At 43.3% G+C, this 26,047-nt stretch carries 20 protein-coding genes and 1 other RNA gene; 3 read left to right on the forward strand and 18 right to left on the reverse strand.

Features of this window, described 5'->3' with window-relative positions:
* Positions 1 to 135 precede the first annotated feature (135 nt).
* From HXT57_RS05760 to ptsP, 7 genes are all read right to left on the reverse strand, one after another.
* Complete coding sequence (locus HXT57_RS05760) at positions 136 to 1,653, reverse strand: formate--tetrahydrofolate ligase (protein WP_004108022.1); 1,518 nt, start codon at positions 1,651 to 1,653, stop codon at positions 136 to 138.
* Between the two features lie 272 nt (positions 1,654 to 1,925).
* Complete coding sequence (locus HXT57_RS05765; protein ID WP_004108025.1) at positions 1,926 to 3,533, reverse strand: C69 family dipeptidase; 1,608 nt, start codon at positions 3,531 to 3,533, stop codon at positions 1,926 to 1,928.
* 111 nt (positions 3,534 to 3,644) lie between these two features.
* Positions 3,645 to 4,196 carry a YbhB/YbcL family Raf kinase inhibitor-like protein gene (locus HXT57_RS05770; RefSeq protein ID WP_004108030.1) on the reverse strand — a complete coding sequence of 184 codons (552 nt, stop codon included), beginning with the start codon at positions 4,194 to 4,196 and terminating at the stop codon, positions 3,645 to 3,647.
* Positions 4,197 to 4,418: 222 nt separating this feature from the next.
* The gene (locus HXT57_RS05775) at positions 4,419 to 5,951 is read right to left on the reverse strand and encodes a PTS ascorbate transporter subunit IIC (RefSeq protein ID WP_012914509.1); all 1,533 of its coding nucleotides are present in this window, start codon (positions 5,949 to 5,951) and stop codon (positions 4,419 to 4,421) included.
* A 116-nt stretch (positions 5,952 to 6,067) separates the two neighbouring features.
* Positions 6,068 to 6,337 (reverse strand): PTS sugar transporter subunit IIB, encoded by a 270-nt coding sequence (locus tag HXT57_RS05780; RefSeq protein WP_004104746.1) that lies wholly within the window; start codon positions 6,335 to 6,337, stop codon positions 6,068 to 6,070.
* 63 nt (positions 6,338 to 6,400) lie between these two features.
* Positions 6,401 to 6,850, reverse strand: coding sequence for a PTS sugar transporter subunit IIA (locus HXT57_RS05785; RefSeq protein ID WP_004108034.1), 450 nt, complete (start codon positions 6,848 to 6,850; stop codon positions 6,401 to 6,403).
* Between the two features lie 104 nt (positions 6,851 to 6,954).
* A complete protein-coding gene (gene ptsP / locus HXT57_RS05790) occupies positions 6,955 to 8,613 on the reverse strand; it encodes a phosphoenolpyruvate--protein phosphotransferase (RefSeq protein WP_064621580.1) in 1,659 nt (552 codons plus the stop codon).
* A 275-nt stretch (positions 8,614 to 8,888) separates the two neighbouring features.
* Here ptsP and HXT57_RS05795 point away from each other — a divergent pair, with 275 nt between their 5' ends.
* Positions 8,889 to 9,155 (forward strand): HPr family phosphocarrier protein, encoded by a 267-nt coding sequence (locus tag HXT57_RS05795; RefSeq protein WP_102155823.1) that lies wholly within the window; start codon positions 8,889 to 8,891, stop codon positions 9,153 to 9,155.
* 99 nt (positions 9,156 to 9,254) lie between these two features.
* A complete protein-coding gene (locus HXT57_RS05800; RefSeq protein ID WP_004108041.1) occupies positions 9,255 to 10,334 on the forward strand; it encodes a LacI family DNA-binding transcriptional regulator in 1,080 nt (359 codons plus the stop codon).
* 12 nt (positions 10,335 to 10,346) lie between these two features.
* Here HXT57_RS05800 and HXT57_RS05805 read toward each other — a convergent pair whose 3' ends face one another.
* The 6 genes from HXT57_RS05805 to HXT57_RS05830 form a co-directional block, all read right to left on the reverse strand.
* Complete coding sequence (locus tag HXT57_RS05805) at positions 10,347 to 11,525, reverse strand: DNA polymerase III subunit delta' (RefSeq protein WP_064621982.1); 1,179 nt, start codon at positions 11,523 to 11,525, stop codon at positions 10,347 to 10,349.
* A gap of 54 nt (positions 11,526 to 11,579) precedes the next feature.
* Positions 11,580 to 12,284, reverse strand: a complete 705-nt coding sequence (gene tmk / locus HXT57_RS05810) for a dTMP kinase (protein ID WP_162861150.1) — start codon at positions 12,282 to 12,284, stop codon at positions 11,580 to 11,582.
* Between the two features lie 47 nt (positions 12,285 to 12,331).
* Positions 12,332 to 15,178, reverse strand: coding sequence for a type I DNA topoisomerase (gene topA / locus HXT57_RS05815; protein WP_119504720.1), 2,847 nt, complete (start codon positions 15,176 to 15,178; stop codon positions 12,332 to 12,334).
* Between the two features lie 131 nt (positions 15,179 to 15,309).
* Positions 15,310 to 16,626, reverse strand: coding sequence for a phosphatase PAP2 family protein (locus HXT57_RS05820; protein ID WP_119504719.1), 1,317 nt, complete (start codon positions 16,624 to 16,626; stop codon positions 15,310 to 15,312).
* A 45-nt stretch (positions 16,627 to 16,671) separates the two neighbouring features.
* An RNA gene (gene ffs, locus HXT57_RS05825) (signal recognition particle sRNA small type) lies at positions 16,672 to 16,768 on the reverse strand.
* A gap of 41 nt (positions 16,769 to 16,809) precedes the next feature.
* Positions 16,810 to 17,952 carry an inositol-3-phosphate synthase gene (locus tag HXT57_RS05830; RefSeq protein WP_033888408.1) on the reverse strand — a complete coding sequence of 381 codons (1,143 nt, stop codon included), beginning with the start codon at positions 17,950 to 17,952 and terminating at the stop codon, positions 16,810 to 16,812.
* 172 nt (positions 17,953 to 18,124) lie between these two features.
* Between HXT57_RS05830 and HXT57_RS05835 the strand changes: the two genes are divergently transcribed.
* Entirely contained in the window at positions 18,125 to 20,449 is a 2,325-nt protein-coding gene (locus HXT57_RS05835; protein ID WP_116440690.1) for a transglycosylase domain-containing protein, read from the forward strand.
* A 94-nt stretch (positions 20,450 to 20,543) separates the two neighbouring features.
* Here the strand turns inward: HXT57_RS05835 and HXT57_RS05840 are convergent, their stop codons facing one another.
* The 5 genes from HXT57_RS05840 to dnaK form a co-directional block, all read right to left on the reverse strand.
* On the reverse strand, positions 20,544 to 21,287 hold the full coding sequence (locus HXT57_RS05840; protein WP_004108086.1) for an HAD family hydrolase: 744 nt from the start codon (positions 21,285 to 21,287) through the stop codon (positions 20,544 to 20,546).
* A 139-nt stretch (positions 21,288 to 21,426) separates the two neighbouring features.
* The gene (locus HXT57_RS05845) at positions 21,427 to 22,023 is read right to left on the reverse strand and encodes a heat shock protein transcriptional repressor HspR (RefSeq protein WP_004108108.1); all 597 of its coding nucleotides are present in this window, start codon (positions 22,021 to 22,023) and stop codon (positions 21,427 to 21,429) included.
* 87 nt (positions 22,024 to 22,110) lie between these two features.
* Positions 22,111 to 23,172: a DnaJ C-terminal domain-containing protein gene (locus HXT57_RS05850; protein ID WP_116440689.1), complete on the reverse strand. Its 1,062-nt coding sequence runs from the start codon at positions 23,170 to 23,172 to the stop codon at positions 22,111 to 22,113.
* Between the two features lie 124 nt (positions 23,173 to 23,296).
* Complete coding sequence (grpE, locus tag HXT57_RS05855; protein WP_004108116.1) at positions 23,297 to 23,995, reverse strand: nucleotide exchange factor GrpE; 699 nt, start codon at positions 23,993 to 23,995, stop codon at positions 23,297 to 23,299.
* Positions 23,995 to 25,896, reverse strand: coding sequence for a molecular chaperone DnaK (dnaK, locus tag HXT57_RS05860; RefSeq protein ID WP_004108125.1), 1,902 nt, complete (start codon positions 25,894 to 25,896; stop codon positions 23,995 to 23,997). Before dnaK ends, grpE begins: the two co-directional genes overlap by 1 nt.
* Between the last annotated feature and the right edge of the window lie 151 nt (positions 25,897 to 26,047).

The raw sequence follows: 26,047 nt of genomic DNA on the forward strand, positions 1-26,047 counted from the left end.
CATTTGGTAAACAAAGCAAAAACAAAACGTCGCCCACACACCATGATTGATATGTCGACGACGTTTTGTTACTTGCTATTAATAAGTAATTTTAATTAATCTCAATATTTAAGAGAAAATCACACTATTAATATTTCACACTATTTTTGGCATTGGAGTAGTTAGTGAAGATGTGAGATTTACTTGCACAACTCCAGCTCCAGCGTGAACTTCCACTTTCTTCAATGTCACAGTGCGAGAATCTTCAGGTGCATGATCATCGTCAGTCATAGTTGCTGGCGACTTTACAGCAACAAGCGCGAGGTCATCGAAAACAACTCCAGAATTTGCACACAAATTCTGCGCTTCTTTCAATGAATCAGCAAAACCTGCTTTATCGATCACACGCTCAGTAGGAACACCGTAAGCTTCTGCGCACAGCAAGTTAATTCGCTCCCTAAGCGTCTTTCCACGCCTACTTTCTGGAACTTTCGTTTCAACATCATCAGTTATTGCAGACACAAAATCGTCCAGCTGATTTGCCAAACCATCGCCACCATCGCGGAATAAATTGCCAACAATCGGCTTTCTGAATCCTAAAGACTTAGCTTGTTCCAACAATTCAGGAACTTGATTATCTTCACCTTCCCACAAATTAATCAACGGGAACGTAGGGATATTAAGAGATTCCAAACGAGAAACATGGAATGGGTAACGCCAAGCCAAAGTTTCGTCATCTCGCCAAGTAGTTGCGCGAGTAACTACAACTGCAGCAGCAGGCCACTTTGCACCAAACTCGCGAGCAGCAATATCTAACCACTTTTGAGCACCAGCATCCGTACCATAACCTGCTTCTACAACCACAACATCATGCTCAGCGCAAGCCATTTCAACACTTACAAGGCTTGGAATACCAAGCGAAACGTTCGCAAACGGGCCACAATGAACGTAAATTGGAGAACCATTAATCGTCTCAGTTTTAGCAGGCTTTACAGCGTCGGCAAGAATATTGGTGATTCGCCACAAATCCACAAACTCGCCAAACTGAACAGACTTACCGTCTTTTGTGCCAGCAATCATTGAAGAAACACGATGAGAAATCTCGTCCATACTGCGCGACAACACTACGATTTGCATGAGCTCGCAAGTTGGCGTCAAAACGACGCGCTCAGGAACAGTCCCCTTGCCAAAATCAACAGCAATGCTTCGCAAAGATCGCGAAGGAACTTCGCTAACTCGAGGAACTAAAATAGTATCAAGGGCACCCTCGTCGACTGCTTTTTCCGCAAACGACACAAGCAAATTCTGCGCGCAAGCAATAGCAGCCATTTCACCACACAAACCCCAGTCAATCAACTCAGGGTGAGAAAGCGAAGACTTACCGCCACCACTTGCACCACCTTTAGAACCAGCAGCTGTAATGCCCATGCTTGGCTGACGAAGAACTGCAGCTGCGTCCACACCTCGCTCACGCAAAGCATCAACCAACGCAATAGTTGTAGTCGTTTTACCTTCTCCGCGAGAAGCTTTCAAAGGAGTATCAGCAGTAACAAGCAGAACTTTACCGCGCTTCCTAGGCTCCTCTGGATGTTGCTTTAAATAATCCAAGTACCCAAAGGCATCAATTTTTTTAACCAAACCGAATGTTGTAGTGTATGAATCAAGAATGCTCATGTACCCCTCTTTCATAGGCATATTGGCACAACTATGCATGCGGATAATGTTAATTACATGATTCATACTATACGATTGTTTGTTCGCAGCATAGGCACCACACGCAATATCTATACGCGCTATTAGCAACGTCTATAGCAAAATAACAAAAGATAACAAAAATGCCTTCCACATGAAATAAAAAGTTCATTTCTTAGGAAGGCATCTGAGTTATTAAATTATTTTCGTAAGTTTTTCCATATCAATTACGAGAAAACTTATTTAATTGCATTTCAGTGATCAGAACGATTAAAACCATTCTTCATACGCATGCTAGTGATGTACAGCACCGTGTCAAGCAAAGAATCGGTTTCTTTCTTCAACTTTGCCGCCATATCGTCATTTGCTTCAGCCAAAGCCTCACGCACTTTATCGTTGCGAAGCTCGGCAATAATAGCTTCGGGATCGCGAACTAAATCATCGTAATCTTCGCCTTCATCACCTTCACGTTCTGGCTCGTAATCAGCCAAATCAACGCCAAGAATATCTGCCACGGCAGCATCCGTAGACTTGACCATTGCGTGACCAAGGGAACCGACAACTTCTTGGTAGCGCTCAATCGCGTTTGCAGTATCGTTAAATGCGGCATCCGCAAGAGCAGCAATAATGCGATTCTCCCAATAGAAGTTTTCGCTTGTTACGCGAGTAGTCGTATCTTCCAAATACTTTGGAGTGCGATTTACGTTTGGATAGAACGGAATCAAAGAATTGAAAGGATTAGAACCGTAAGTAATCCACTGAATTGCACGCATTGCTTCCGGCATGTAAGGGCGGATTTGCATTACAGCAAGCTCGCTTTGACGGTTAATGCCGATTGGACGCAGCATATGACGAGTATACTCATCTCCAAGCTTGCCGTAAGGATCATACTCAGTACCCTGATAGTGAGAGCTCAAAACGTACTTAACGTCTTCAATTGTTACCTTGCGCTCAGGCTGGCGAGCCCAAGGAATATCGTTGCTGTCCGGACGATGATCAGCGTCTTTACCATCCCACACTTCGTCATACGGATTCAAGAAGCGCTCCATGAACCATGCGCGAGGAGTGTTGTACACGTGGTCAGCATCCGAATGAGAGCCAAAAGCATCACGAGGGTTAAACGGAGAAGCGTTTTCCACCGACAAATCCAAGTGATTTTCTTCAATAAATTCAAGCAAATCAGCCGAGCACATATGCTCTTCTTGAAGATCAAAAGCATCATCTAAATCGAACTCGTCAATTCCAAGCTGGTTTGGCATAACAACATAAGCTTCATCCGGCACACGCTTAGCAATCCAATGATGACCACCGACAGTTTCAAACCACCAAATCTCGTTCACATCCGAAAATGCAACGCCATTCATCTCATAAGTGCCGTACTTTTCAAGCAATGCGCCCAAACGCTCAACACCTTCGCGAGCGCTACGAATATAAGGCAAAACAAGCGTTAAGAAGTCTTCTTCACCAATTCCACCCGGCACTTCCGGCTTATAGTCAGCATCCCCAACTTTGCCTTGCGCTTTTTGAAGCTCAACCATTGGATCTGCGCCTAACACACGCTCGTTGGATGTAAGCGTTTCAGTTGCGCTCATTGCAACGTTTGCTTCGTTAACGCCAGCTTCTCCCCAAATTCCTTCGCGCAAGTCTGCGTTTGGCACGCTTGTGTATTGCATTGGATTATCCGGCAACTCAACTGTTACGTGGCTAAGAACAGACTTATAAACGCGAGGTTGATCTTCCGGCTTTACTACCACTAAGCGCTTTGGATTAAATTCGCCATTTGCGGAGTCTTCGTTACGCGCAATAAGCGTAGATCCGTCGTAGCTTGCTTTTCGACCAACAAGAATTGTTGTGCATGCCATATTTGCATCCTCTGTTTTTAGATTTTATATTTTATTTTTAGATTTATTACTGTTTGATTCTAACGCTTAGGCGTTAACTGCTGACCTAATTGGTTGCCCTCGTGCTTGCGTTTAGGCTTTACCAGTAAGGAACATGCCATCAGCATCTACACCTGAAGTTACGTTTCTTACTTCACGCAACAATTCATTCATATAGAATCCCGGTTTAAGGTTTGGCAAAGGCTTTTCTGTACCAAAAACTTCAAACATGTATTCGTGATCTTTATCAGGAGGCTGCGGGCCGTTGTAACGCATAGTAATTGCTGGATCAGTGCAACCAATAAATCTGCTAGCTTGCGAGTTACGTCCTTGAAGCGCTTCTGGAATCATAGAAGTCATCGTGCGAGAAAAATCTTCCGGTATTTGCAAAGCGTGAGAATCGTTAAAATCAAACATTAACGCTTCAACAGGCACGTTTGCAGCAGTCCAGTGAATCCACTCAAAACCGCATACCGGTATTGCGTCGTCGTCAACAAAACGCCAATGCAAATAATGCACGAAAGATGGCAATTTATCTATATAAAATGGAAACGAAACTACTGGAATTCCATTGATTTTATTCTGCTCCGGCGCAGCTTTAGAATAATCGTCTGGAACAGTAGTGAAATCTGTAGAAATATTCATAATTTAAGTATCTACCATTACACAACACTAATCAACTGCGCGAGTAACAAATAAACGCAAACGTTCACGTAATTTAATTGTTCAAGCAGATTGTGACGCTCAAGCAAAAAACACTACAGAAACAACGCTAACTGCATAATTTGACGGTCAATATAAAACGTGCGCCCAGAAAAATCTAAACTGGGCGCATTAACTAAAATGTAATTTTTTACCGTACTCTATTTATTTTGTAACAGCCTCCTCATGAGTTTCAGCAGCCTTAGCTGCCATAGCTGCTTTCTTAGCAGCACGCTCTTGCTTCTTAATTTCTTCAATGAACTCAGCATGCTTTACTGCAGGAAGCCAGCCAGTGTTAACAACCTTAACCTGCCATACCCAAGCCAAGGCAAACAGAATAACAGCAACAATAATCAAGCTTATAGCACCAACGCCAGCACCGAGGTGAGCGAAGTTACCCACAACAGTACCAATCCAACCAAAGTCAGCATCGCCGAAGGTGGAGTTTGCCAAGCCGAAGGAACCCATAACAGTAAGCAATACTGCTGGAAGGAATGTAATAATTAAACCGTTAATAAAACCACCGAGAATAGCACCACGACGACCACCGGTTGCATTACCAAACACGCCTGCACCACCACCATCGAAGAAGTGAGGCACCATTCCTGGGAGAATCAATGCCAATCCCCAAGCTGGACCCATCCAAATTGCAATAAGTCCGAGAGCTACAAGACCTCCAACGAAGGAAGACAAGAAGCCAATAAGAGAAGCATTAGCACCGTATGGGAATACGATTGGAATATCCAATGCTGGACGAGCGCCTGGAACGACCTTGTTAGCAATACCCTGGAATGCAGGAACCAATTCACCTAAAATAATACGAACGCCGTAGAGGATGACACTAACACCAATTCCAAATTGCAAAGCCTGAGCAAAAGCCGCCATGTAGAAGGCACTATAGTCCGTAGGATGAGACGCGAAAATCTTGAAGAGTTCCTTTACTGGCAACACAACCGAAGCCCACACTGCGAATACCAAATACAGCACAACCATCAACAAAGTCGTGGAGACCATTGAATCACGCAAGAAGCTCAATCCCTTAGGGAAGTTGATATCTTCAGTAGACTTAGACTTCTTACCAACAGCAGCACCAACAGCACCAGAAACAATGTAACTTAAGGAGTTAAAGTGACCAATCGAGAGCTTATCGCTACCAGTAATACGGTTCATAAAAGGCTGCGCAAAAGCTGGTAGAACAACCATAACCGTTGCCATAATGACAGAGCCGACAATAACAATAAGCAACTGGTTGCTTGCGCCAAAACCAACGGAAAGAACTAGAGCCAAAAGCATAGACATGAACACCATGTGGTGACCAGTCAAGAATATGTACTTCAGAGGAGTAAAGCGTGCAGCAAGAAGCATAAGAACGAAGCTGAGCACAATAATGTACGCAGAAGTAGCACCGTACTGACCTGCAGCCTGAGCAGTAATAACCTCATTTGTAGGTACAACACCATGAGCACCAGTAGACTTCAAAACCAAGTCACCAAATGGAGCAAGAGCGCCAACAACAACGCCAGCACCTGCACCCAAAATGAGGTAACCCATAGCAGCCTTTAAGCCGCCTGCAATCACCTGTCCTGCACTACGCTTGAGTGCGATAAGACCGATTGCTGCAATAATACCAATCAAATAAGCCGGCACATTCAAAATCTGCTGACTTATGAAATTTAAAACCTGAACTACAATGTTCATCTTATTTCCTTCTTTTTATTTAGAAAAAGCGAATAGCGCATGAAATAACAGTATGACTATGCCAAAGCAGTAAGCACGTAATCAGCATAATCAAACGTTTATTTGTTACACATAATTTATGCGTAACGCTCAAGCACACCCTTCACCTCTTCAACATCCATGAAATTTTCAATTGTTTCTACAGGAGTGGTAGTGCCCTCAAGCTCTGGAGCAAGCTGAGGAGAAGTGAGCACAAGATCATTCATATTGGCAGTACCTTTTGCACTTCCAGCATCGGAAGTAGTAACTGTAACATCAAGACCTAAGTCTGCTGCCGCAGCCTCAACATTGATTTTTAAAAGTACAGACGTGCCAATGCCGTTTCCGCATACACATAGAATATTCATAGATAACCTCTTTCGTTGAGTTGTATTTTTTTAATTTTGCAAAATTAGCTAATTCTTTAGTATTTAACTTTTAAGAATTGCGCGAATTTCTTTAGCGTTTTTTGCTTGCGCAAGTTCTCTAGTCTTCACAGGATTAGACAAAGCTGCAGCAACCGCGGACATAACGCCAATATGCTCATTTTCATCGTGACCTGCAAGACCAATTACTAAAGAGACCGGATCGTTGGCAGTGTTACCAAATTTAACGGGCGTACTTAAACGAATCCAGCTCAAACCACTTTTTAACACTGCTTCCGACGGGCGCGAATGCGCCAAAGCCAAGCCTGGGGCAATAACAATATACGGACCCATTTTTTCAACTGTTTCAATCATCTGATCCGTATATTCATCAGTAGTAAAGCCAGACTCCTTCAAAGCATTGCCCGCAAGACAAATAGCATCACGCCAATCTTTCGCTGCAATATCAAGGTTTACTGCAGAATCCGGGAGAAGCTCATCAATATCAGCACTCATATTTTCTCTTTTCTAAGCATGTTAATTATTCTTGATTATTTCTGATTGGTAATCGAATTTTTAATGTTCTTCGTAACGATCATATTTTGAATTACTCCCTTGGCTTATTCTTGCATGATTGAGTGGTAGAACTTTCCAGCTAAAGCCTCATGAGCTTTAGCTTTAGCTTCATCAAATGTAGTTTGAGCAAGTTCTGCTCGAACATCGTCCAAAGCAACTGACGTCATAGAAAGCGAGTTAATACCGAGACCTGTAAGAACAATCGCTAAGTCTGGATCTGCTGCAGCTTCTCCACACACTCCGACTGGCATACCATGTGCGTTACCAGCGTCTGCAATCATTTTGATCGCGCGCAACACTGCAGGGTGCCAAGCAGTTTGATAATTAGAAACAGACCCAAGGGTTCTATCTGCTGCAAGAGTGTATTGCGTCAAATCATTCGTTCCGATAGATACAAAATCAGCAACTTGAGCAACCTCCTCGGCAACAAGAGCGATAGAAGGCACCTCTGCCATAATGCCAACCTTTTTAAGACCTTTAGATTTACCAAGTTTTACAAAATATGCTGCTTCATGTTCGTCTGAAACCATTGGAGCCATCACCCATAAGTCAGCATTCGTCACAGCATCAGCACGAGATAATGCCTCCAGCTGACCATCTAGAACATCCATATGCTGTCTTAGAGTACGCAAACCTCGAAGTCCGAGGGCAGGATTTGGTTCATCTTCAGGAGTCAAGAATGGTAACGGTTTATCTGCTCCAGCATCAAGCAATCGAATAACAACTTTCTTGCCTTCAAACTGAGATAGTAACTCTGTATAAGATTCTGTTTGTTCTTCTATACTAGGCGGTTGCTCGTTACCAATAAACAGAAATTCCGTTCGGAATAGACCTACTCCTTCTGCTCCATACTCATGAGCAGTTACGGCATCTGAGGGCTTTCCTACATTTGCCAAAAGAGGAATCAAATGACCATCTTTTGTACTTCCAGGCAATCCACGCAATTCACGAGCGCGGCTTAAACGCTCACGAGACTCTTTAACATGCGCGATCTCTTCTTCACTAGGACTGCTTATAACATGACCATTAACGGCATCTACTACAACAATTTGATGATTCTTCAGCTGAGAGGCATCGTGTGCTCCAACAACAGCAACAATTCCACGAGCACGAGCAAGAATAGCAGTGTGACTTGTAGGACCACCATCAAGAGTGACAATTGCCTGAACCTTGCTTAAATCAAGTGAAGCTGTATCAGCAGGTGAAAGATCCCTAGCAACCAGCACAAAAGGCGAATCACTTTCCGGCACCCCAGGAGCTTCAACACCAATCAAAGATGCAATAACACGCTGGCCAACATCATGCAAATCTCCTGCACGCTCAGCCATGTAACCACCAAGATTACGCAACATGTCTTCAAATTGTGCGAACCCTTCCCAAGTGGCACGTTCCGCTGTTTTCCCCTTATCAATACCAGATTCAATTGCACTTATTAACGCTGGATCCGATGCCATCTGTGCAAGAGCTTGCATAATTGGTGCTGCTTTTCGAGTCCCCTCATCCTTTGCTTCAAGAGCCTCACTTGCACGATGGTTTAGGTCTTTATTTACTTCATTTAAAGCATTTTTAACAGCCTTTTTTGCATCCTCAGCCAACACACTAACAGCACGAGGAGAATCCTCTGGCTCATGCAAAGCAGGTGCCATACACAATACTTCACCATATGCCATCGAGCGCCCAATGCCAACACCAGTGATTACCATACTTAAAACCCTCCTTTAGGTTTAGAAACTTTATTACGGCCGCAACGCCGCATAAGCATTTCTTGTAGGTAAACGTTTCTTACTAATGAAACTATACACCATTAAAAACGTTGTTACAACAAGTGAAAACGTTTTCTGTATTTTTCAATTAATTATGCTACACTTAATGTTGAAAATAGCAAACAAAAAAACCTTAAGAAAAAAATATGGTTTGCTTTTATATGAAAAATAAAAATAAAAGCAGAATTTGTTAATTATTATTCAAAGGAGAAAAAATGGCAATTGCAACTCGTACTGTTACTATTGAAGACTCAGTTGGAATACATGCTCGCCCAGCGTCAGAATTTTCTCAAGCCGCGATGTCCTCAAATTGCATTGTAACGATTGCGAAAGGCGAAGGTACCCCTGTAAGTGCGAATAGCATTCTTTCAATTATGGGATTGGGTATTACTAAAGGAGATTCAATCACAATTACCGTTGATGGTGAAGACGCTGAAAATGTAGCTAACAATCTTGTCGATGTAGTCACGAAAGGCGAATAATATAAATAAATAAGTGTACATAAACTGACAAATAAATAATATTCAATTTGCGGTGCTGTTTACCAATAATTACAGCACCGCACTTATTCGGGGGCAAATATGACAAATCAAACTAATCAAAACGCCTCCATAACTCATGTAGCAGCTCTTGCAAAAGTTTCAATTGCAACAGTATCTCGTGTACTTTCTGGTAGACGAGCCAAAGATGACGATATTGCAAAACGCGTAAGAAAAGCTGCAGAGCAGCTTAATTATTCAGTAAATTATGCAGCAAGCGCATTAAGAAGTGACACAACTAATACAATCGGCGTAGTAATAGGCACAAGCAACGTAGATGATTCATTCAGTGTAAATATGCTTTCTGCATTGGATGAAGCAGCTCATGAAATAGATAAAATACTTCTTGTTGGAACTGGAAAAGACGCAGAAGCTCAAGAAGAACGCATAGAAGAGCTTATCGGTCATAATGTTGACAGTCTTATTGTCATGCCATCTAACAATAGTGATTTAACAAAAACACTTGAAAACTACGTTGACAATCTTCCCATTGTGCAAATTGGTGGCACTGCTACTTCATTCCACGTCAATTGGGTTGGCATGGATCAAGAATCAATGATGGAAGCTGCTTTAATACATCTTTCGCATCACGATGCCCATAATATTGCTTATTTAAGTGGAAATGTTGACTCCACACAAAGCGCAAACCTATTTGCCAATTTTCAGACTGCTGCAAGCCGATTAAGTTTACTTTCTGAGCCAGATTGGACAACTTTTGGAGAACTTACTTATCAACGTGGATTCAAGGATACAATGCGGCTTTTTTCTGATTCTACTGCTAAGCAATCTCGCAAACCAGACGCTGTTATTTGCGCAAATGACGCTGTCGCACTTGGAGCACTTCTAGCTTTAGATGAGCTTTCTTTGCAAGTTCCGCAGGATGTTCTCGTAATAGGTTACGGAGATAGCAGACAGGCAGAAATATCTGAACCAAAGCTTTCTTCAATCCGTCCTCCGTACCAGCAAATTGCACGCGAAGCAATCCGCCTAACCGCTGTCAACAAATCAGAGCAACATTGGTTACCTGCACATATGGAGTTTAGACCAGAAATCATGCGACGCGAATCAACAAATTCACCAAGAATAGGCACAAGCGATATGTCACTTCCGTGGAGGATATGATACTTTTGCATTTTATTGACTTTGCAAAAGTGAGCAAAATAGCGCTTCAAAAACAAGAGTTGCGTTACCATTTCTCGAAAGCCGACGACGAGCAGTAGCAATACTGTCAACGCAATCCAAGGCTCTACTTGCTGTCATGCTTTGTGCCAACTGGACAATTCTAGACTTGTATTCCTGATTTATAATTGGCGAAGACTTTTGCGCGTCGTTAATAACAACTAAAACGTCTCTATACACGCTATCGATTGCGTCAAGAGAACGGCATAACACGTCACGGCTTACACGAGTTACTTTACGTTTTACATCATCCTTTTTTCCAATTGCATTGTAGTTTGCGCGCAATTTGGGCGGAATGCGATCCTCATCGCCTAATCCGTTAATTCTGCGAAATTCTTTTTGTTGATCCTCAACATTTCGCTGAACCTCATCTTCTGCTTGTGCTTTTGCATCGTCAATAAGCATTGCAGCAAGCATAATTGCGTCGGCAGCATCATGCATACGAAGCAATCCTGCAACAAGCTCATCTCGCCTACTTAAAGCACGCTCATCGCTTGCGTAAATAAAAGCAGTTGCTATATTTCCTTGAGAAAGCCTGGCTGCACGACTCGCTAGCTTATTATCCGCATCCGTTTTTTTAGTAAGATATTCTGCTATAGACTGCTCGTTTGGAGTAGCTAATTGCACAAGTTGTGTACGCGAACGAATTGTTGGAAGCACATCCATAACACTTGAAGCGCATAAAAGCCAAATCGTATGCTCACTTGGCTCTTCAATCTCTTTAAGAAGAACGTTCGTGCTACGTTCCAACATTCGGTCAACATCTTCAATAATTATGATTCGCCAAGGAGCAGTGCTAGGCATCTGCTCAGAAATCCCAATTGCCTCACGCACATCGTCAATGCTAAGAGTTACGCCTTTTGTTGCAAGCGTATGCACATCAGGATGCGATCCTGCTAAAACTTCTTTGGCAGTTTTACTAAGCTCACCTTCGCCACTAATTCCATCACTGCCTTCTCCATGATCCGGACTTTCGAGAGCTGCAGCGAAAGCGCGCGCAACTTGCGCACTACCGAAGCCAGCAGATCCGCAAATCAGCCAAGATTGCGCTATTTTGCTAGCGTCCGCACAAGCAATGTTTCGCAATCGCGAAACTACCTGTTCTTGCCCAATAACGCTATCCCACACACTCATCGCTTCACCCCCTGCATAGCTTCTCTACTTCTTCACTTTATAAAGTTCGCCATTTTATTTAGTTTCAATTTCTTCAATTAAGTTATGTACGTCTTGCACAATAAGTTCAAATAATGATTTCGCCGAGAACGTTGCGTCTAATACGCGATAACGATCTGCAGACTCCTGCGCTAAATCTAAAAATGCTTCTCTAGTGCGACGAGCGAAATCTATTCCAGCTGATTCCATGCGATCTTGCTCGCGATGCAAACGCTTAAAAGCATCTTCCGGTTGCATATCTAGCAAATAAGTGCGATTAGGCCATAGCGAATCCGTTGCCCACTCACTTAAAGTTCGCACATCATCCATAGTCAATTCGCGACCGCCTGCTTGGTAAGCAAGCGAAGAATCAATATAACGATCCGTTATTACTACTGCACCACGGCTAAGTGCCGGGCGAATCACTTGCGCAACATGCTGTGCACGATCCGCAGCAAAAAGCAAAGCTTCTGTTCTGGCAGATACACTCGTGCCATGCAACAGTATTTCGCGCAAAGTTTTACCCAACTGCGTACCGCCAGGCTCACGCGTCACTACAACTTCTCGCCCCAAAGATTGCAAATAATCCTTAAGAGCCTCAACTTGCGTAGTTTTACCAACGCCATCAATGCCCTCGAAAGAAATAAATAAGCCTTTATTTGCATAAGATTGCTCACTTCTGCAGCCGCAGTTTCCTCCGCAAGCGCAGCCACCAGAAAAATCGTCATTTTTAGATGCCATATTTTTGACTCCATATGCAAGGTTTATTTAATCTTTAGATTTCATTCCTATGCTTTTTTAGCGGTAGATTTCTTTGAAGTAGTCTTCTTTGTAGAAGTTTTCTTTGCGGTAGATTTTTTCGCAGTAGACTTCTTTTCAGAAGATTTTGCAGTGCTCTTAGTCGCGCGCTTTTTGCGTTTTACGGGACCTGCGGCACGCTTTTGCGCCAAAAGTGCAAACGCATCCTGCGGATCAATCGATTCAGGCGTATACTGCTTTGGCAAAGTGCGATTCGTTTCACCATCAGTAATATAAGCTCCGTAGAAACCATCCTTAATCACTACTGGCTTTCCAGTTTCAGGATCTGCGCCAAGCTCACGAAGAGGCGGCTTGGCGGCACCACGAGTACGCTTAACGTACTTTGGTTGCGCAAATAAATCTTTCGCTTCTTGCAAAGTAACAGTAAAAATAGCATCTTCACTAGAAAGGGATCGCGTATCCGGCTTAGATTCCACAGTTTCTCCAGCAGAAGTATCTACAGCAGAATATGTTTTAGTTAAATATGGACCGTAACGACCATTATTTGCTTCGATACGAGCTAGTTTTACAACGCCTTCGGCATCAACTTCTTCATACTCACCAACCAAACGTGGCAAATTCAAGAGTTGCAACGCTTCTTGCAAAGTCAAAGTCGCTGGATCCATGGTTTTAAACAAAGAAGCCATTTTTGGACGAGCTTTAGAAGCCTTAGAAGACTTAGAATCTTCCGCGTTATCCTGCTCTTCTACCAGTGCCACGTACGGACCAAAACGACCATTGCGCACTTCTACGTTCCCACCCGTTTCTGGATCTACTCCAAGCACACGTGGACCTTCAGCATTATTCTCAAGCAATTCTCGAGCAGCATCAACAGTTAACTCATCTGGAGCTAAAGTTTCTGGCAAAGAAGCATGACGAGGGTTGCCTTCAGCATCAAGATTCTTAATGTCTTCCAAGTACGGACCATAGCGTCCAATACGCACATGCAAACCATCGCCAATGTCTATGGTATTTATTTCACGCGCATCAATTTCACCAAGCTCTGCAACCTGCTGTTGCAAACCAATATGAGCTTCATCAGCAGAATTAGCAGCACCCTCACCGGAACCGAAATAGAATCTAGTTAGCCAATCGCGACCGGTTTCTTCACCGTGCGCAATTCTGTCCAAACCATTTTCCATATCAGCAGTAAACGCGTAATCAACATACTTTGGGAAATTCGCTTCCAAAAGTTTAATTACAGCAAAAGCAAGCCAAGAAGGAATTAACGCACGTCCACGCTCATACACGTATCCGCGATCAATAATTGTAGAAATAATCGTTGCGTAAGTAGAAGGGCGTCCTATTTCCTTAGCTTCCAAAGTTTTAACTAAAGAAGCTTCAGTATATCTTGCAGGAGACTGAGTTTCGTGAGAATCCGCACTAACACTTTTAGCTTCAAGAACATCCCCAGCTTGCATTTGAGGAAGTGCCTTATCGCTTTCACCTTCAGTTGCATGAGCATTGCCAAAAACCTTCATAAAACCAGCAAAAGTAATTACTGTTCCAGAAGCTTGGAACAAAGCTTCTCCATATTCTCCAGCAGAAGCATTTAACTTAACAGTTGCTGTAAAACCTGTAGCATCAGCCATTTGTGACGCAAGGGTTCGTTGCCAAATAAGCGTATACAATTTTAGCTGATCCGCAGGTAATTTATCTGCAAGCTCGTCCGGGCTTAAGAAACGCGCTCCAGCAGGGCGAATACATTCATGAGCTTCCTGCGCTCCTGCAGACGTAGTTGCGTACTGCTTAGGAGATTGCGAAACATATTCGTCGCCAAATGCTGCACGAGCAGCACTACGCGCAGCTTCGATAGCTTCTTTGGAAAGCGTTACGGAATCCGTACGCATGTAAGTGATATAGCCGTTTTCGTATAGAGATTGTGCAGCTCGCATAGTTTGGCGAGAGCTCATTGAAAGTCGGTTTCCAGCAGTTTGCTGCAAAGTTGATGTAGTAAAAGGTGGCAAAGGACGACGACGATACGGCTTCGTTTCCATAGAGTCAACTACAAAATCTGAATTCTCAAGAGCTTTAGAAAGCTTAGATGCAAAATCAGCATCAACATGCAAAGCTTTTTGTGATTCATCTTTTGTAGAGACCAACTCACCTTTTGAATTGAAATCTTTAGAACCAGCCAAACGACGAGCAGAAAGCTCGCTCATGCGCGCTTCAAAATCAACATTTTCGCCATCTGAGCCTTTAGAACTTAAAACCGCGCTAATATCCCAGTAAGACGCCTTAGTAAACGCCATACGCTCGCGTTCGCGCTCAACAATCAACCTAGTAGCAACAGACTGCACGCGTCCAGCAGAAAGACCAGGACCAACTTTCCTCCACAAAACAGGAGAAAGCTCATATCCATACAAACGGTCTAACACACGACGAGTTTCTTGCGCATCAACCATATTGTCGTCAACATTTCGAGTATTACTAAGCGAGGCTTGAATTGCATCCTTAGTAATCTCATGAAACACCATACGCTTTACTGGCACAGTTGGCTTCAACGCTTCTACCAAGTGCCACGCAATAGCTTCACCTTCGCGATCCTCATCAGTTGCCAGATATAATTCGTCAGCTTTTGCGAGCGCAGACTTTAAATCGGAAACAGTTTTCTTTTTATCTGAGCCAACTACGTAATATGGCGCAAAACCATGATCGACATCTACACCAAACTTGCCAAACGCTGCTTTGCGTGAGGCTGGAACTTGGCTTGGCTGAGCGAGATCGCGAATATGCCCAACTGAAGCCATGACGGTGTAGCCATTTCCTAAATACCCGCCAATTTTTCGCGCTTTCGTGGGAGACTCCACAATGACTAGCTTATTCTGTGCTGCCATATTCGCTCCTTTCCTAACACAATCGAACATATAATTCCGAACTATATGTTTCACGCTAACTGTATCGCAACTTAAGTTATACGTCTATTACATTCCACCTCGGTGGATAAAAGCAGATAGAGTAGACAATATTACTTAGAAGCAGATGGCGGCGTCGGCGGAGCGCCTACTAATCCAAGCCTACTCAACGGCGAAGCTGTAGAGTGACGCATTACCATAATTACGCCAAAAACAAGCAAAGACACGCCTATAATCAGCCAATAAGTTGCTACATAAGATACGCTTGCAGCCCATTGAGCAAAAATATCAACACCAGGAAGAATTTGCCATATTAAATAAAGTGCATACAAACACGCCAACACACCAATCGTAATCATAGAGCTTCCTACAATTTGAACGCTAATTGAGGAACGTCGATAAGCTGGCATATCCATTCCACTACTGCGAGTGCATGCGAGCATAATAAGCGTTACAGCACCAACGATAAGTAATGACATAAGAACGTCAGAAACTCTATGCCAATGCGCTGCAACCAACGAAAGTTCCACAAGAACGCTTATAAAAGCTGCAGCTACCGCTGCCCATGCGCGCCAAACACGCGAAACTGCGCAAATAAGCAACGCACATGATGCAGTAATAAGTAAGGTATGACCTGAAGGTGCTGAATTTGCAGACAAATATTCAATACTTATAAGCATTGGGCGCGGAAGAATTTTTTTCAATGGTTCAGCAGCAGCCGAAAGAATAATAATTCCAGCACATTGACCAAGAAGCCACCAACGTTTACGAATACAAACTACTATGAGTGAAACAAGAGCAATTATTATGCTAGTAACTATAACAACCATAGAAACGCTTATAGGTCGCAAGCAAAATGCAAGCCAAGATGGCGTACCATGAGAACCAAATCCATCAATTACCATTTCTTCATAGCTTTGACCAAGTACTGTTTGCACACTAATAAACCATATGAACGCAGCAGAAGCCAAGAAAACAATTGCAATAGCAACACACCACAATATGGTAGATATTCTAGGACGCTTTATAAGCTGACCAAGCTGATCAATATCATCTGCATCTGATAGAGAATCTTTAGAAGATAACTGATTAGTCGAATACGACAAATCGGACGAGCCAGACAAATCAGACAAATCAGATTGACGCTTAGTTTGTTTTACAAACTGTTTTACAGACTGTTTAGAAGATTTTTCTTCATTATTTTCTGGAAATAAAGGCGATATTTTTTCGTCATTATCTTCAGATGAGATTGGAGAAAATGGCGTAATAGTATTAATCGAATCCAAAGGATGCGAATAGTCACCACCTTCACTGTTGCGATTAACATCTTGCGAAGTTCCACCTACCGGCAGCGCATCATTTTTCTCAGCAGAATCATCATGCTGATTGTCAATGCTATTGGATTGAATTCCTGCAAATTCTTCACTCATACTTTAGACTTTACGACAGTATTTACGACCGCGCTAGTTTTACGCATAATAAAACCTCCGCGCACCCACCAGAGGCCACTTACCCTTGCTGCATTTCTGCCCTGGGGGGATTGGGTGACTTAGTGCCACACGGAGGCTCTATCTATATTACACGATTTTCGCTACATGTCGAGTAGTAATAAATTATGCGCGCCACACGCTCTTGCCGTGCTCTTTTGCAAATTCAGTATCTTCATCAAGCTGAGACTCGTTAGCTTCAACATCACCAGCAATATAGCGTTCAACTAATTGGCGAGCTTCACTATCTTCATGCTGAACTGCAGGAGACTTCATAAAATATGAGCTTGGAGCCAAAACCGGACCAGAAAGCTTGCGATCCAAAGCAATTTTTGCGGCTCGAACAGCATCGATAACAATTCCGGCAGAATTTGGAGAATCCCAAACCTCAAGCTTGTACTCCAAATTCAAAGGAACATCACCAAAAGTAGTACCTTCCAAACGCACGAAAGCAAACTTGCGATCATCCAACCAAGCTACGTAGTCAGAAGGCCCAATATGAACATTATGCTCATCCATTTCATGAGGCACGATTGAAGTTACTGCACGAGTCTTAGAAATCTTTTTAGACTCAAGTCTTGAACGCTGAAGCATGTTCATAAAGTCCATGTTTCCACCAACATTCAGCTGATACGTGCGATCCAAACGCACACCGCGATCCTCAAAAAGTCGAGCCATAACGCGGTGAGTAATAGTTGCACCTACCTGACTTTTAATGTCATCGCCAATAATAGGAACTCCAGCATCACGGAATTTTTGCGCCCACTCAGGATCAGAAGCAATGAAGACTGGCAGACAGTTTACAAATGCGCATCCAGCTTCCATTGCAGCAGTTGCATAAGCTTTATCGGCTTGCTCAGATCCTACTGGAAGATAAGAAACAAGCACATCCACATGCTTATCTCGCAAAACTTGAGCAACGTCAACAGGTTCAGCTTCGGACTCATCGATCATTTCACGGTAATAATCACCTAAGCCGTCATAAGTTGGACCACGCAATACTTCTACACCCAAATTTGGTACATCAGCAAAACGAATTGTGTTATTTTGTGAAGCGCCAATTGCTTCACTTAAATCATGCCCAACCTTTAGAGAATCAACATCAAACGCCGTAACAAACTCAATATCGCGCACACGATACTGACCAAATACAGCGTGCATCAACCCTGGAATTTTCTCACCGTCATCAGCGTTTTTGTAATATTCAACGCCCTGAACCAGCGACGAAGCACAATTGCCGACACCGGCAATGGCAACGCGGATGCTCATATAGACTCCTTGCCCTGCAAAATAAGCGACATTACATTATGCCGCACCATACACATTTCATAATACTATTGCTTTAACAAATATGTACTAATATTCAATATTTTTAATCTTTTCTAAACAAAAACATGCTGTTTTGTAGAAAAATTCAACACCGGACGCTACGGTGGAATGTATGGTTGCACGTAAAGATGGAAGACGAGCGTCTACTTCGCATGAGAAAGCTACTCGAAGCGTATCGTCACAATCACAAAAAAATACGAATATGCCTTCATCTGTCCCACCACGCGGACAAGAATCATATCGTCCAAATTCGTATTCTTTTGAATCAAACAAAAGCAGCCGTAATTCAAGATTCGAACGTTCTCGCGCAGCAACACGCAGAAGGCGTCGTAGAACTTGGCGAGGCAGACATCCTATTATTTTTTGGGCGCTTATCGTTATTTTTGTGCCAATTTTGCTAGGCACAATTGTTTTTGCTTATCTGTATGCAACTACAGACATACCGGCACCAGACAAAGTTGCTATGGCAGATAAGACGAAAGTGTATTATTCAGATGGCAAAACTGAATTAGGTTCGTTCGCTGAGCAAAATCGCGAAATTATCAATTGTTCAGTACTACCTAAATATGTTGGTAAAGCAATAGTTGCTTCAGAAAATCGTTCCTTCTACCACGATGGCGGAATAGATTTTAAAGGAATTGGACGCGCACTACTTCATAACATCACAAAGCACGGGCGTTGGGGCGGCTCAACTATTACGCAACAATATGCGGAAAGATATTATCTCGGTGAAACAAAAACTTATTTTGGAAAACTAAAAGAAGCTATTTTAGCTTTGAAAATTGCGCAAACTCAAGATAAAGATACAGTACTTTGCAATTATATGAATACTATTTACTTGGGTAGAGGAGCATACGGAATTCAAGCTGCAGCCAAAGCATATTTCGGCATAGAAGCAAAAGATTTGTCACTTTCGCAAGCTGCACTTTTAGCAGGTATTATTCCAGCACCAAGTAGCTGGGATCCTGCAATTGGTCCAAAAGAAGCAGGCATTCGTTTTAAGCGCGTGTTACGCATTATGAAAGAAGATGGCTACATTACAGCCTCTCAGGCAGCGCAAGCAAAAATGCCTAAAACTATTACTCAGACGACTCAAAACATTTACGCAGGTCAACAAGGTTACTTATTGCATATGGTTCGCGATGAGTTAACTAGGAATGGTGCTTTTACACAGGAAGATCTCGACAGTGGTGGATATCGCATTATTACTACTATCGATAAAGCTAAGCAAGATTTAATGTTCAAAGTTGCAAGTCCTTCTCAAGATGGACGAGGAATTGTGCCAGAAGGACTGCAAGTTGGCGGAATTTCAATAAATGCAAAAGATGGTTCAATCATTTCCGTTTACGCAGGAGACGATTATCTAAAGAAACAGCTTAATAACGCCACACAAGCGCTTTATGAGCCAGGCTCTACTATGAAGCCTTTTGCGCTTATGGGAGCAATTCAGGCTGGCACTAGCTTGGATACGATGTTCAATGGCAATTCTCCACGCAAGTTTGATGGAATCGATAAACCTGTTGGAAACTTTGCAAACATGAGCTATGGCACCATTAACTTATACAATGCAACTGCAAATTCTGTGAACACAGTGTATATGGATTTGCAAAGTAAACTTGGCGCTAAAAAAGTTGCTCATACCGCAGTTATGGCAGGCTTAAATCCTGAACGAGTCAATGGTGAGAATCCGTTTACTGTGCTCGGAAACGATTCTGTACATGTAAGCGAAATTGCGCGCGCATATGCAACATTTGCAAACCAAGGAAGACGCCCAGATTTGCATATTGTTGCCAGCGTAAAAAATCCCGACGGTAAAGAGTTCTACCGTGCACCAACAGCTGGAAAGCAAGTATTCTCACCAGCCGATGCCGCTTTAGCTACAAAAGCAATGATTGGCGTAGTGCAACATGGTACAGCAACTGAAGCTCGCGCTGTAGGTAGAGAAATTGCAGGAAAGTCTGGAACAGCAAACGATGAAACTGCTGGTAGCTTTGTAGGATTTACGCCAAATATTGTTACCGCATTTGCCATATGGAATCCAGACGCAAAAGGTAGCCCACAAGTAATTAAACCGTTCCACGGATATCTTGGCGGAAGCGACTACCCTGTACACTTGTTTACAAGATACATGCGTCAAGCGGTAATAGGAACCCCGAATACTAAATTCCCTGAAGCAAAAGACACAGGCAAAATTGGCGGACCTGATGGAAAATGGGGATTAGGCGAACAACACACATTCACGCACGCAAAAACTGAGAATGAAGATAAGGATAAAAACAAGGACAAAGATAAAGACAAGGACAACGACAACGATTTAGACCTTGATAGCCAGCTGTATGGTCGTGACGATTCATCATCGGGCGGCGTTGGCAGTTACGATAATAATTCTGGCGGTCATGGTTATGACAATAACTATGACACAACTGGAGGAAACTAGTAAATCAACTGTAGCTAATTTACAAACAGATATGCGAATAGCTATCTAAATAAATAACTAAATAGTTTATTAATTAGTTTTGCTTGTTTGTTAATTAGTTTCGACTCAAAACAATGTTCTCAAGCATTTTAGCAGTCACATTTTCATAACCGTTAAGTTCTGCGTGATGCTTGCTTTCAGATATGTTTGCGCGCGAAAAACCTGTTTGTGCAATTACAGTTGCTCCGGAATTAATTGCGGCAGTAAGACCAGATAGAGAATCTTCTATGGCAATGCAATTAGCCATCTGCTTTGCAACTTCCTCGTCCGTACCCTCAATGCCAACCATTTTTCCTGCAGCAAGATATGGCTCAGCACTAGGCTTCGGTTTAAATCCATCATCTCCACACACATACCCAGCGAAAGCGCCTTCTGGAGCGTGATTCACAATATTTTCAACCAAACAACGCGGCGAATTACTCACCAAAATTGAAGGAATGCCAGCATCCGTAAGGCTTTTAAGTACGTCTAAAACTCCTGGAACCCATGGCACGGATTCAGCTTCACGAGCAGCAACGTAATCAACCATACCTTTGCCGATTTCTTCTACAGTAAGTTTTGTACCGCTTGGAATCATTTTATTGGCAACAGTTTCAAGGGATCCGCCGGAACATTCCCAAGCTAAATCTTCATCCCAGTAACCACCGTATTTTTTTACTAAATAAAATTCCGACTCATGCCAATACGGCTCGGAATCTATAAGAGTGCCATCCATGTCCCAAAAAACTGCACGCAACACATGTTTTTCTTCACTAGAGTTAAGAGTACTTACACACACATTCGTCGTCTGTTCAGCCATTCACAATCCTTTATATTGCATATATTTGCTTTAGCTTTTGTAGCGCATTATTTCGCACTAATTTTGTATTACTTTTCGCACTATTAATTCTTCTCGCTAATTTCTCACTTAAGCACAATAAGTAGCCATGCCTACGTTACTATATGCTCCACGCTCTCCACAACACCACAGATTTTTCATCCAAAGACTTTCGATTTTTATAATTACTGTTATAGCTTTCTGAAGAATACGACGAAGGTAACGCTCGTCTCTCTGCAAGAATATCCCGCCTCCAGCGACGCGCATTGCGAGAACGCTGCATTTCCACAATGTCACCATCTGCATTTGCAGCAAAAATATTGCGCTCTGAAGACTCTGCAGAATCAAGCAAATGCCTTACTTGTCTTTTCAGCTGTCGATTTTCTTCTTGCAAATCAAGTATTTGCATGATGCCAGCAAGATTAATGCCTTCATTTTGGCTTAAATGCTGAGTTTGCACAATCCTGTCTATATCTCGCAAAGAATAACGGCGAGCGCCACCTTCAGTTCTATGCGGCATTATTAAATGAAGCCGATCATACTGTCGTAAAGTTTGCGGGTGCGTATTGGTTAGGCGTGCCACATGGCTTACGGTAAATATTGGCAAATCAAGAACGAATCCTACTTCATCTGCCCCGTCAAGCGTTGCAGTACCACGCACTAAAGCAACTGCACACATTTCATACAGTGCTTTAGTTTCACGCGTTATTGGTGTCATAGCACGCCTTCCTTTGCCTTTTTTAGTATGTTTAAAGCACTGTTACAAGCAATTCAACAGTGTTTAACCTACTAAATTATCGTTAACTTAGTTTTGTCTTAATTTTTTAATTTCTTCAGCATAAGTTTCGCCAGCAGTTTTATCAAATTCTTTTGCAACGCGTCTAAGAGACATGCTCGAACGCTTTGGCAAACGAATCTGCACAACGCCAACAAAATCGCCATTTTTCCCCGGCACTCCAGCACCTTCTATACGAACTTCATCGCCGCTTGAAACACAAGCTGGAACTTTGAAAGTAACAGGGTTGCCGTCTAGGTCGTTTATACTAACTTTTGCACCATGCACTGCTTCACTTAACGTTAGCGGCAATGTAGAAATCAAATCGTCGCCTCGCAAAGTAAATTTATCTGATGCTTCTACTTGAACATGCAAGTACAAGTCACCTGCAGCACCACCGAACTTGCCTGGCTTGCCTTTTCCTTTCAAACGAATTTTCTGTCCGGTTTTTACACCAGCTGGAATATGCGTTTTAAAAGTTTCACCAGCCGCACGCAACGATACTGTAGCGCCTTTAAAAGCTTGCTTAAATGTGAGCTTTATATCGGTTGTTATATCTTCGCCAACTTCAGGCACATCAGCTTCCTGCGGTTGAGAATACCTCTCACCACCAAAGCCACTCATACCTTGGAATCCTGCTGAATTTTGAGAGCGCTGACCTCCACCAAACATGGAGAAAATGTCGCTCATATTTGGTCCAGCACCGTTGGATGTAAAGCGAATGCGCGAACCGTTTCCACCCATGCCACCCATGCTGCCCATGCCATAGCCGCCGTTGAACATAGAGAAAATGTCCGAGAAGCTCGACGCATCGAAACCACCAGCACCACCTGCTCCTCCAGCGAAACGAGCACCACCAGCACCAAATTGGCGGATAGCATCATAACGTTGACGAGTTTGACTATCTTTTAGTACGTCATAAGCTTCAGAAACATCCTTAAATTTTTCTTCAGCTTCTTTTGTTTTGTTTAAATCAGGGTGATATTTACGAGCAAGTTTGCGATACGCTTTGGTAATCGTTGCCTCATCTGCGTCTTTGGAGACACCGAGAACCTTATAAAAATCCTTAGCTAACCATTCATTTTCAGCCATTTGTGCCTCCTTTCTTCACAAGCACATTGGCTATTTCGCTTTTGACCAAATATAGTCTGCTCGTGCCAACTCTTATGAGTCAGCACGAGCAAGTTATGCAATAAAGTCACGACTAAGAGTTTCGTTAGTCATTACTTGGCGAAGAGACGACCACACGAGCGGCGCGAATAACGCGATCTCCTATTCGATATCCTGCTTCAACTACAGCATCAACAGTTTCTTTTGTAGCGTCTGGATCTGGCCTGTGCAAAATTGCATCATGCTTGGTCGGGTCAAAATCTTCGCCCTTCTCACCAAACTTTTCCACACCAAACTTTTCAAAAGCTTTATCTATCTTAGTTGCAACAGCCTTGAATGAATCATCCATTTCGCTATGCTCGCGAATGCGGTCAATGTCATCCAATGCCGGAAGCAATGCTGTCAGCACGTCAATAATTCCATGCTGTCTGAAACGATCCTGCTCTTTGGCAGAACGATTTCTGAAGTTTATAAACTCAGCACGCTCTCGCTGTAACGCTTCCAAGTACTCTGCAGCTTCTTTCTTAGCTTTACCTAAGGGAGTTAAACTGCCGCTATCCGCGTCTTGGCTGTCTTTCGATTCTGAGGATTCAGTGGAATTCGCTGTATCCTCAGAATTTGCGGAATCCGCAGAAACGTTAGCATCAGCTTGTGCATCAGCTTTCGTTTCTGCAGGATTTGCATCTTCAGCAGCTTTCGATGAAGATTGCGCAGACGATTTCGCAGAATCACCTGTAGCTTTTACATCCAGCGAGTCAGCATCTTCCATATCTTGCAAATATTCGTTGGCGTTAAAGTCGGACATTACTTGTTGTCCTTATCGCCCTTGTCGTCGTCCACCACTTCGGCGTCAACTACATCATCATCCTTAGCTGCAGAGCCAGCCTGAGCGCCAGCAGCAGACTGAGTACCAGCCTCGGCGCCAGCAGCACCTTGAGCACCAGCGGCACCTTGCTGAGCGTAAAGCTGCTGACCAATCTTCTGAGCAGAAGTCATTAATTCGCTTTGAGCAGACTTAATCTTCTCAACGTCGTCACCCTTCAAAGCTTCCTTCAAAGCATTAACCTTTTCGGTAACTTCCTTGGAGATTTCGTCGGAAAGCTTGTCTTTATTGTCGTTCACAAGCTTTTCAGTCTGGTAAGCAAAGGCTTCTGCTTGGTTGCGAACTTCAGCTTCTTCCTTACGCTTCTTATCTTCAGCTTCGTGAGCTTCAGCTTCCTTCACCATGCGGTCAATTTCGTCCTTTGGCAAACCGGAACCACCAGTAATAGTCATAGACTGTTCCTTACCAGTGCCCTTATCCTTAGCGGAAACATGCACAATGCCGTTAGCGTCAATATCGAAAGTGACTTCAATCTGAGGAACGCCACGAGGAGCTGGAGCAATACCAGTCAACTCAAAAGTGCCAAGAGGCTTGTTATCGCGAGCAAACTCACGCTCACCCTGGTAAACCTGAATCAACACGGATGGCTGATTGTCTTCAGCAGTGGAGAATACTTCCGAGCGCTTCGTCGGAATTGCAGTGTTGCGGTCAATAAGCTTTGTCATAATTCCACCCTTGGTTTCAATACCCAAGGAAAGTGGAGTTACATCAATAAGCAGAACGTCTTTGCGGTCTCCCTTAATAACGCCCGACTGCACGGCTGCACCAACGGCCACGACTTCATCTGGGTTCACGGACTGGTTAGCTTCCTTACCGCCAGTAAGTTCCTTCACCAAATCCTTCACAGCTGGCATACGAGTAGAGCCACCAACAAGAACCACGTGATCAATCTGGCTTACTGAAATTCCAGCGTCAGAAAGAACGTTGTTAAATGGCGTACGGCAGCGGCCGAGCAAGTCGGAAGTCATTTCCTCAAAGTGAGCACGAGTCAAAGTCTCATCCAAATGCACTGGAGTGCCGTCAGGAGTCATTGCCAAGTACTGCATAGAAATTGAGGTGGAAGTAGAAGAGCTAAGCTCCTTCTTTGCCTGCTCAGCAGCTTCCTTCAAGCGCTGCAAAGCAATCTTATCCTTGCTCAAATCAACGCCATACTTGTTCTTAACTTCGTCAACAAGCCAGTCGATAATCTTCTGATCCCAGTCGTCGCCACCCAAGTGGTTATCGCCATTAGTTGCTTGCACCTGAATTGTGGAGAATCCGTCATCATCCTTACCAATTTCAAGCAAGGACACATCGAAAGTACCGCCACCCAAGTCGAATACCAAAATGCGCTCGTCTTCCTTGCCCTTTTCGAGGCCGTAAGCCAAAGCTGCAGCAGTTGGTTCGTTAATAATACGAAGCACGTTCAAGCCTGCAATCTTACCTGCATCCTTAGTTGCCTGACGCTGAGCATCGTTGAAGTAAGCTGGGCATGTAATAACGGCATCGGTTACCGGCTCGCCCAAGTAAGCTTCAGCATCGCGCTTCAACTTCATTAAAACCTGTGCAGAAATCTCTTGTGGAGTCCACTTCTTGCCGTCGATATCAACAGTCCAATCAGTGCCCATATGACGCTTTACTGAGCTAATCGTGCGATCAACGTTTGTTACAGCCTGACGCTTAGCAACTTCACCAACCAAGATTTCGCCGGATTTGCTGAATGCCACAACAGATGGCGTGGTACGTGCGCCTTCAGCGTTCACAATAACGGTTGGGCTGCCACCTTCAAGAGTAGCAATGCAAGAGTTGGTTGTTCCCAAATCAATACCTACTGCGCGTCCCATAATTTCTCCTTAACTAGGTATTGCACCTTTTGTGCAATTACGCTTTCCTTCAAGTTTTGCAGTTACGTGAGCTGAGCTTTATTTAGATTCCTTATTGGAAACTAGGTAAATCACCAGCTTTTTTACTTTCCAAAACTTGAGCCTACTACAC

The sequence above is a fragment of the Gardnerella sp. KA00771 genome (genome assembly GCF_049244045.1).
In the GTDB taxonomy this organism is placed as follows: Bacteria; Actinomycetota; Actinomycetes; order Actinomycetales; family Bifidobacteriaceae; genus Bifidobacterium; species Bifidobacterium swidsinskii.

Bases quoted from the DNA above. Each gene is read 5' to 3' on its own strand.
- HXT57_RS05760 (WP_004108022.1), bottom strand. From the start codon at position 1,653: ATGAGCATTCTTGATTCATACACTACAACATTCGGTTTGGTTAAAAAA.
- HXT57_RS05765 (WP_004108025.1), bottom strand. From the start codon at position 3,533: ATGGCATGCACAACAATTCTTGTTGGTCGAAAAGCAAGCTACGACGGA.
- HXT57_RS05770 (WP_004108030.1), bottom strand. From the start codon at position 4,196: ATGAATATTTCTACAGATTTCACTACTGTTCCAGACGATTATTCTAAA.
- HXT57_RS05775 (WP_012914509.1), bottom strand. From the start codon at position 5,951: ATGAACATTGTAGTTCAGGTTTTAAATTTCATAAGTCAGCAGATTTTG.
- HXT57_RS05780 (WP_004104746.1), bottom strand. From the start codon at position 6,337: ATGAATATTCTATGTGTATGCGGAAACGGCATTGGCACGTCTGTACTT.
- HXT57_RS05785 (WP_004108034.1), bottom strand. From the start codon at position 6,850: ATGAGTGCTGATATTGATGAGCTTCTCCCGGATTCTGCAGTAAACCTT.
- ptsP (WP_064621580.1), bottom strand. From the start codon at position 8,613: ATGGTAATCACTGGTGTTGGCATTGGGCGCTCGATGGCATATGGTGAA.
- HXT57_RS05795 (WP_102155823.1), top strand. From the start codon at position 8,889: ATGGCAATTGCAACTCGTACTGTTACTATTGAAGACTCAGTTGGAATA.
- HXT57_RS05800 (WP_004108041.1), top strand. From the start codon at position 9,255: ATGACAAATCAAACTAATCAAAACGCCTCCATAACTCATGTAGCAGCT.
- HXT57_RS05805 (WP_064621982.1), bottom strand. From the start codon at position 11,525: ATGAGTGTGTGGGATAGCGTTATTGGGCAAGAACAGGTAGTTTCGCGA.
- tmk (WP_162861150.1), bottom strand. From the start codon at position 12,284: ATGGCATCTAAAAATGACGATTTTTCTGGTGGCTGCGCTTGCGGAGGA.
- topA (WP_119504720.1), bottom strand. From the start codon at position 15,178: ATGGCAGCACAGAATAAGCTAGTCATTGTGGAGTCTCCCACGAAAGCG.
- HXT57_RS05820 (WP_119504719.1), bottom strand. From the start codon at position 16,626: ATGAGTGAAGAATTTGCAGGAATTCAATCCAATAGCATTGACAATCAG.
- HXT57_RS05830 (WP_033888408.1), bottom strand. From the start codon at position 17,952: ATGAGCATCCGCGTTGCCATTGCCGGTGTCGGCAATTGTGCTTCGTCG.
- HXT57_RS05835 (WP_116440690.1), top strand. From the start codon at position 18,125: ATGGTTGCACGTAAAGATGGAAGACGAGCGTCTACTTCGCATGAGAAA.
- HXT57_RS05840 (WP_004108086.1), bottom strand. From the start codon at position 21,287: ATGGCTGAACAGACGACGAATGTGTGTGTAAGTACTCTTAACTCTAGT.
- HXT57_RS05845 (WP_004108108.1), bottom strand. From the start codon at position 22,023: ATGACACCAATAACGCGTGAAACTAAAGCACTGTATGAAATGTGTGCA.
- HXT57_RS05850 (WP_116440689.1), bottom strand. From the start codon at position 23,172: ATGGCTGAAAATGAATGGTTAGCTAAGGATTTTTATAAGGTTCTCGGT.
- grpE (WP_004108116.1), bottom strand. From the start codon at position 23,995: ATGTCCGACTTTAACGCCAACGAATATTTGCAAGATATGGAAGATGCT.
- dnaK (WP_004108125.1), bottom strand. From the start codon at position 25,896: ATGGGACGCGCAGTAGGTATTGATTTGGGAACAACCAACTCTTGCATT.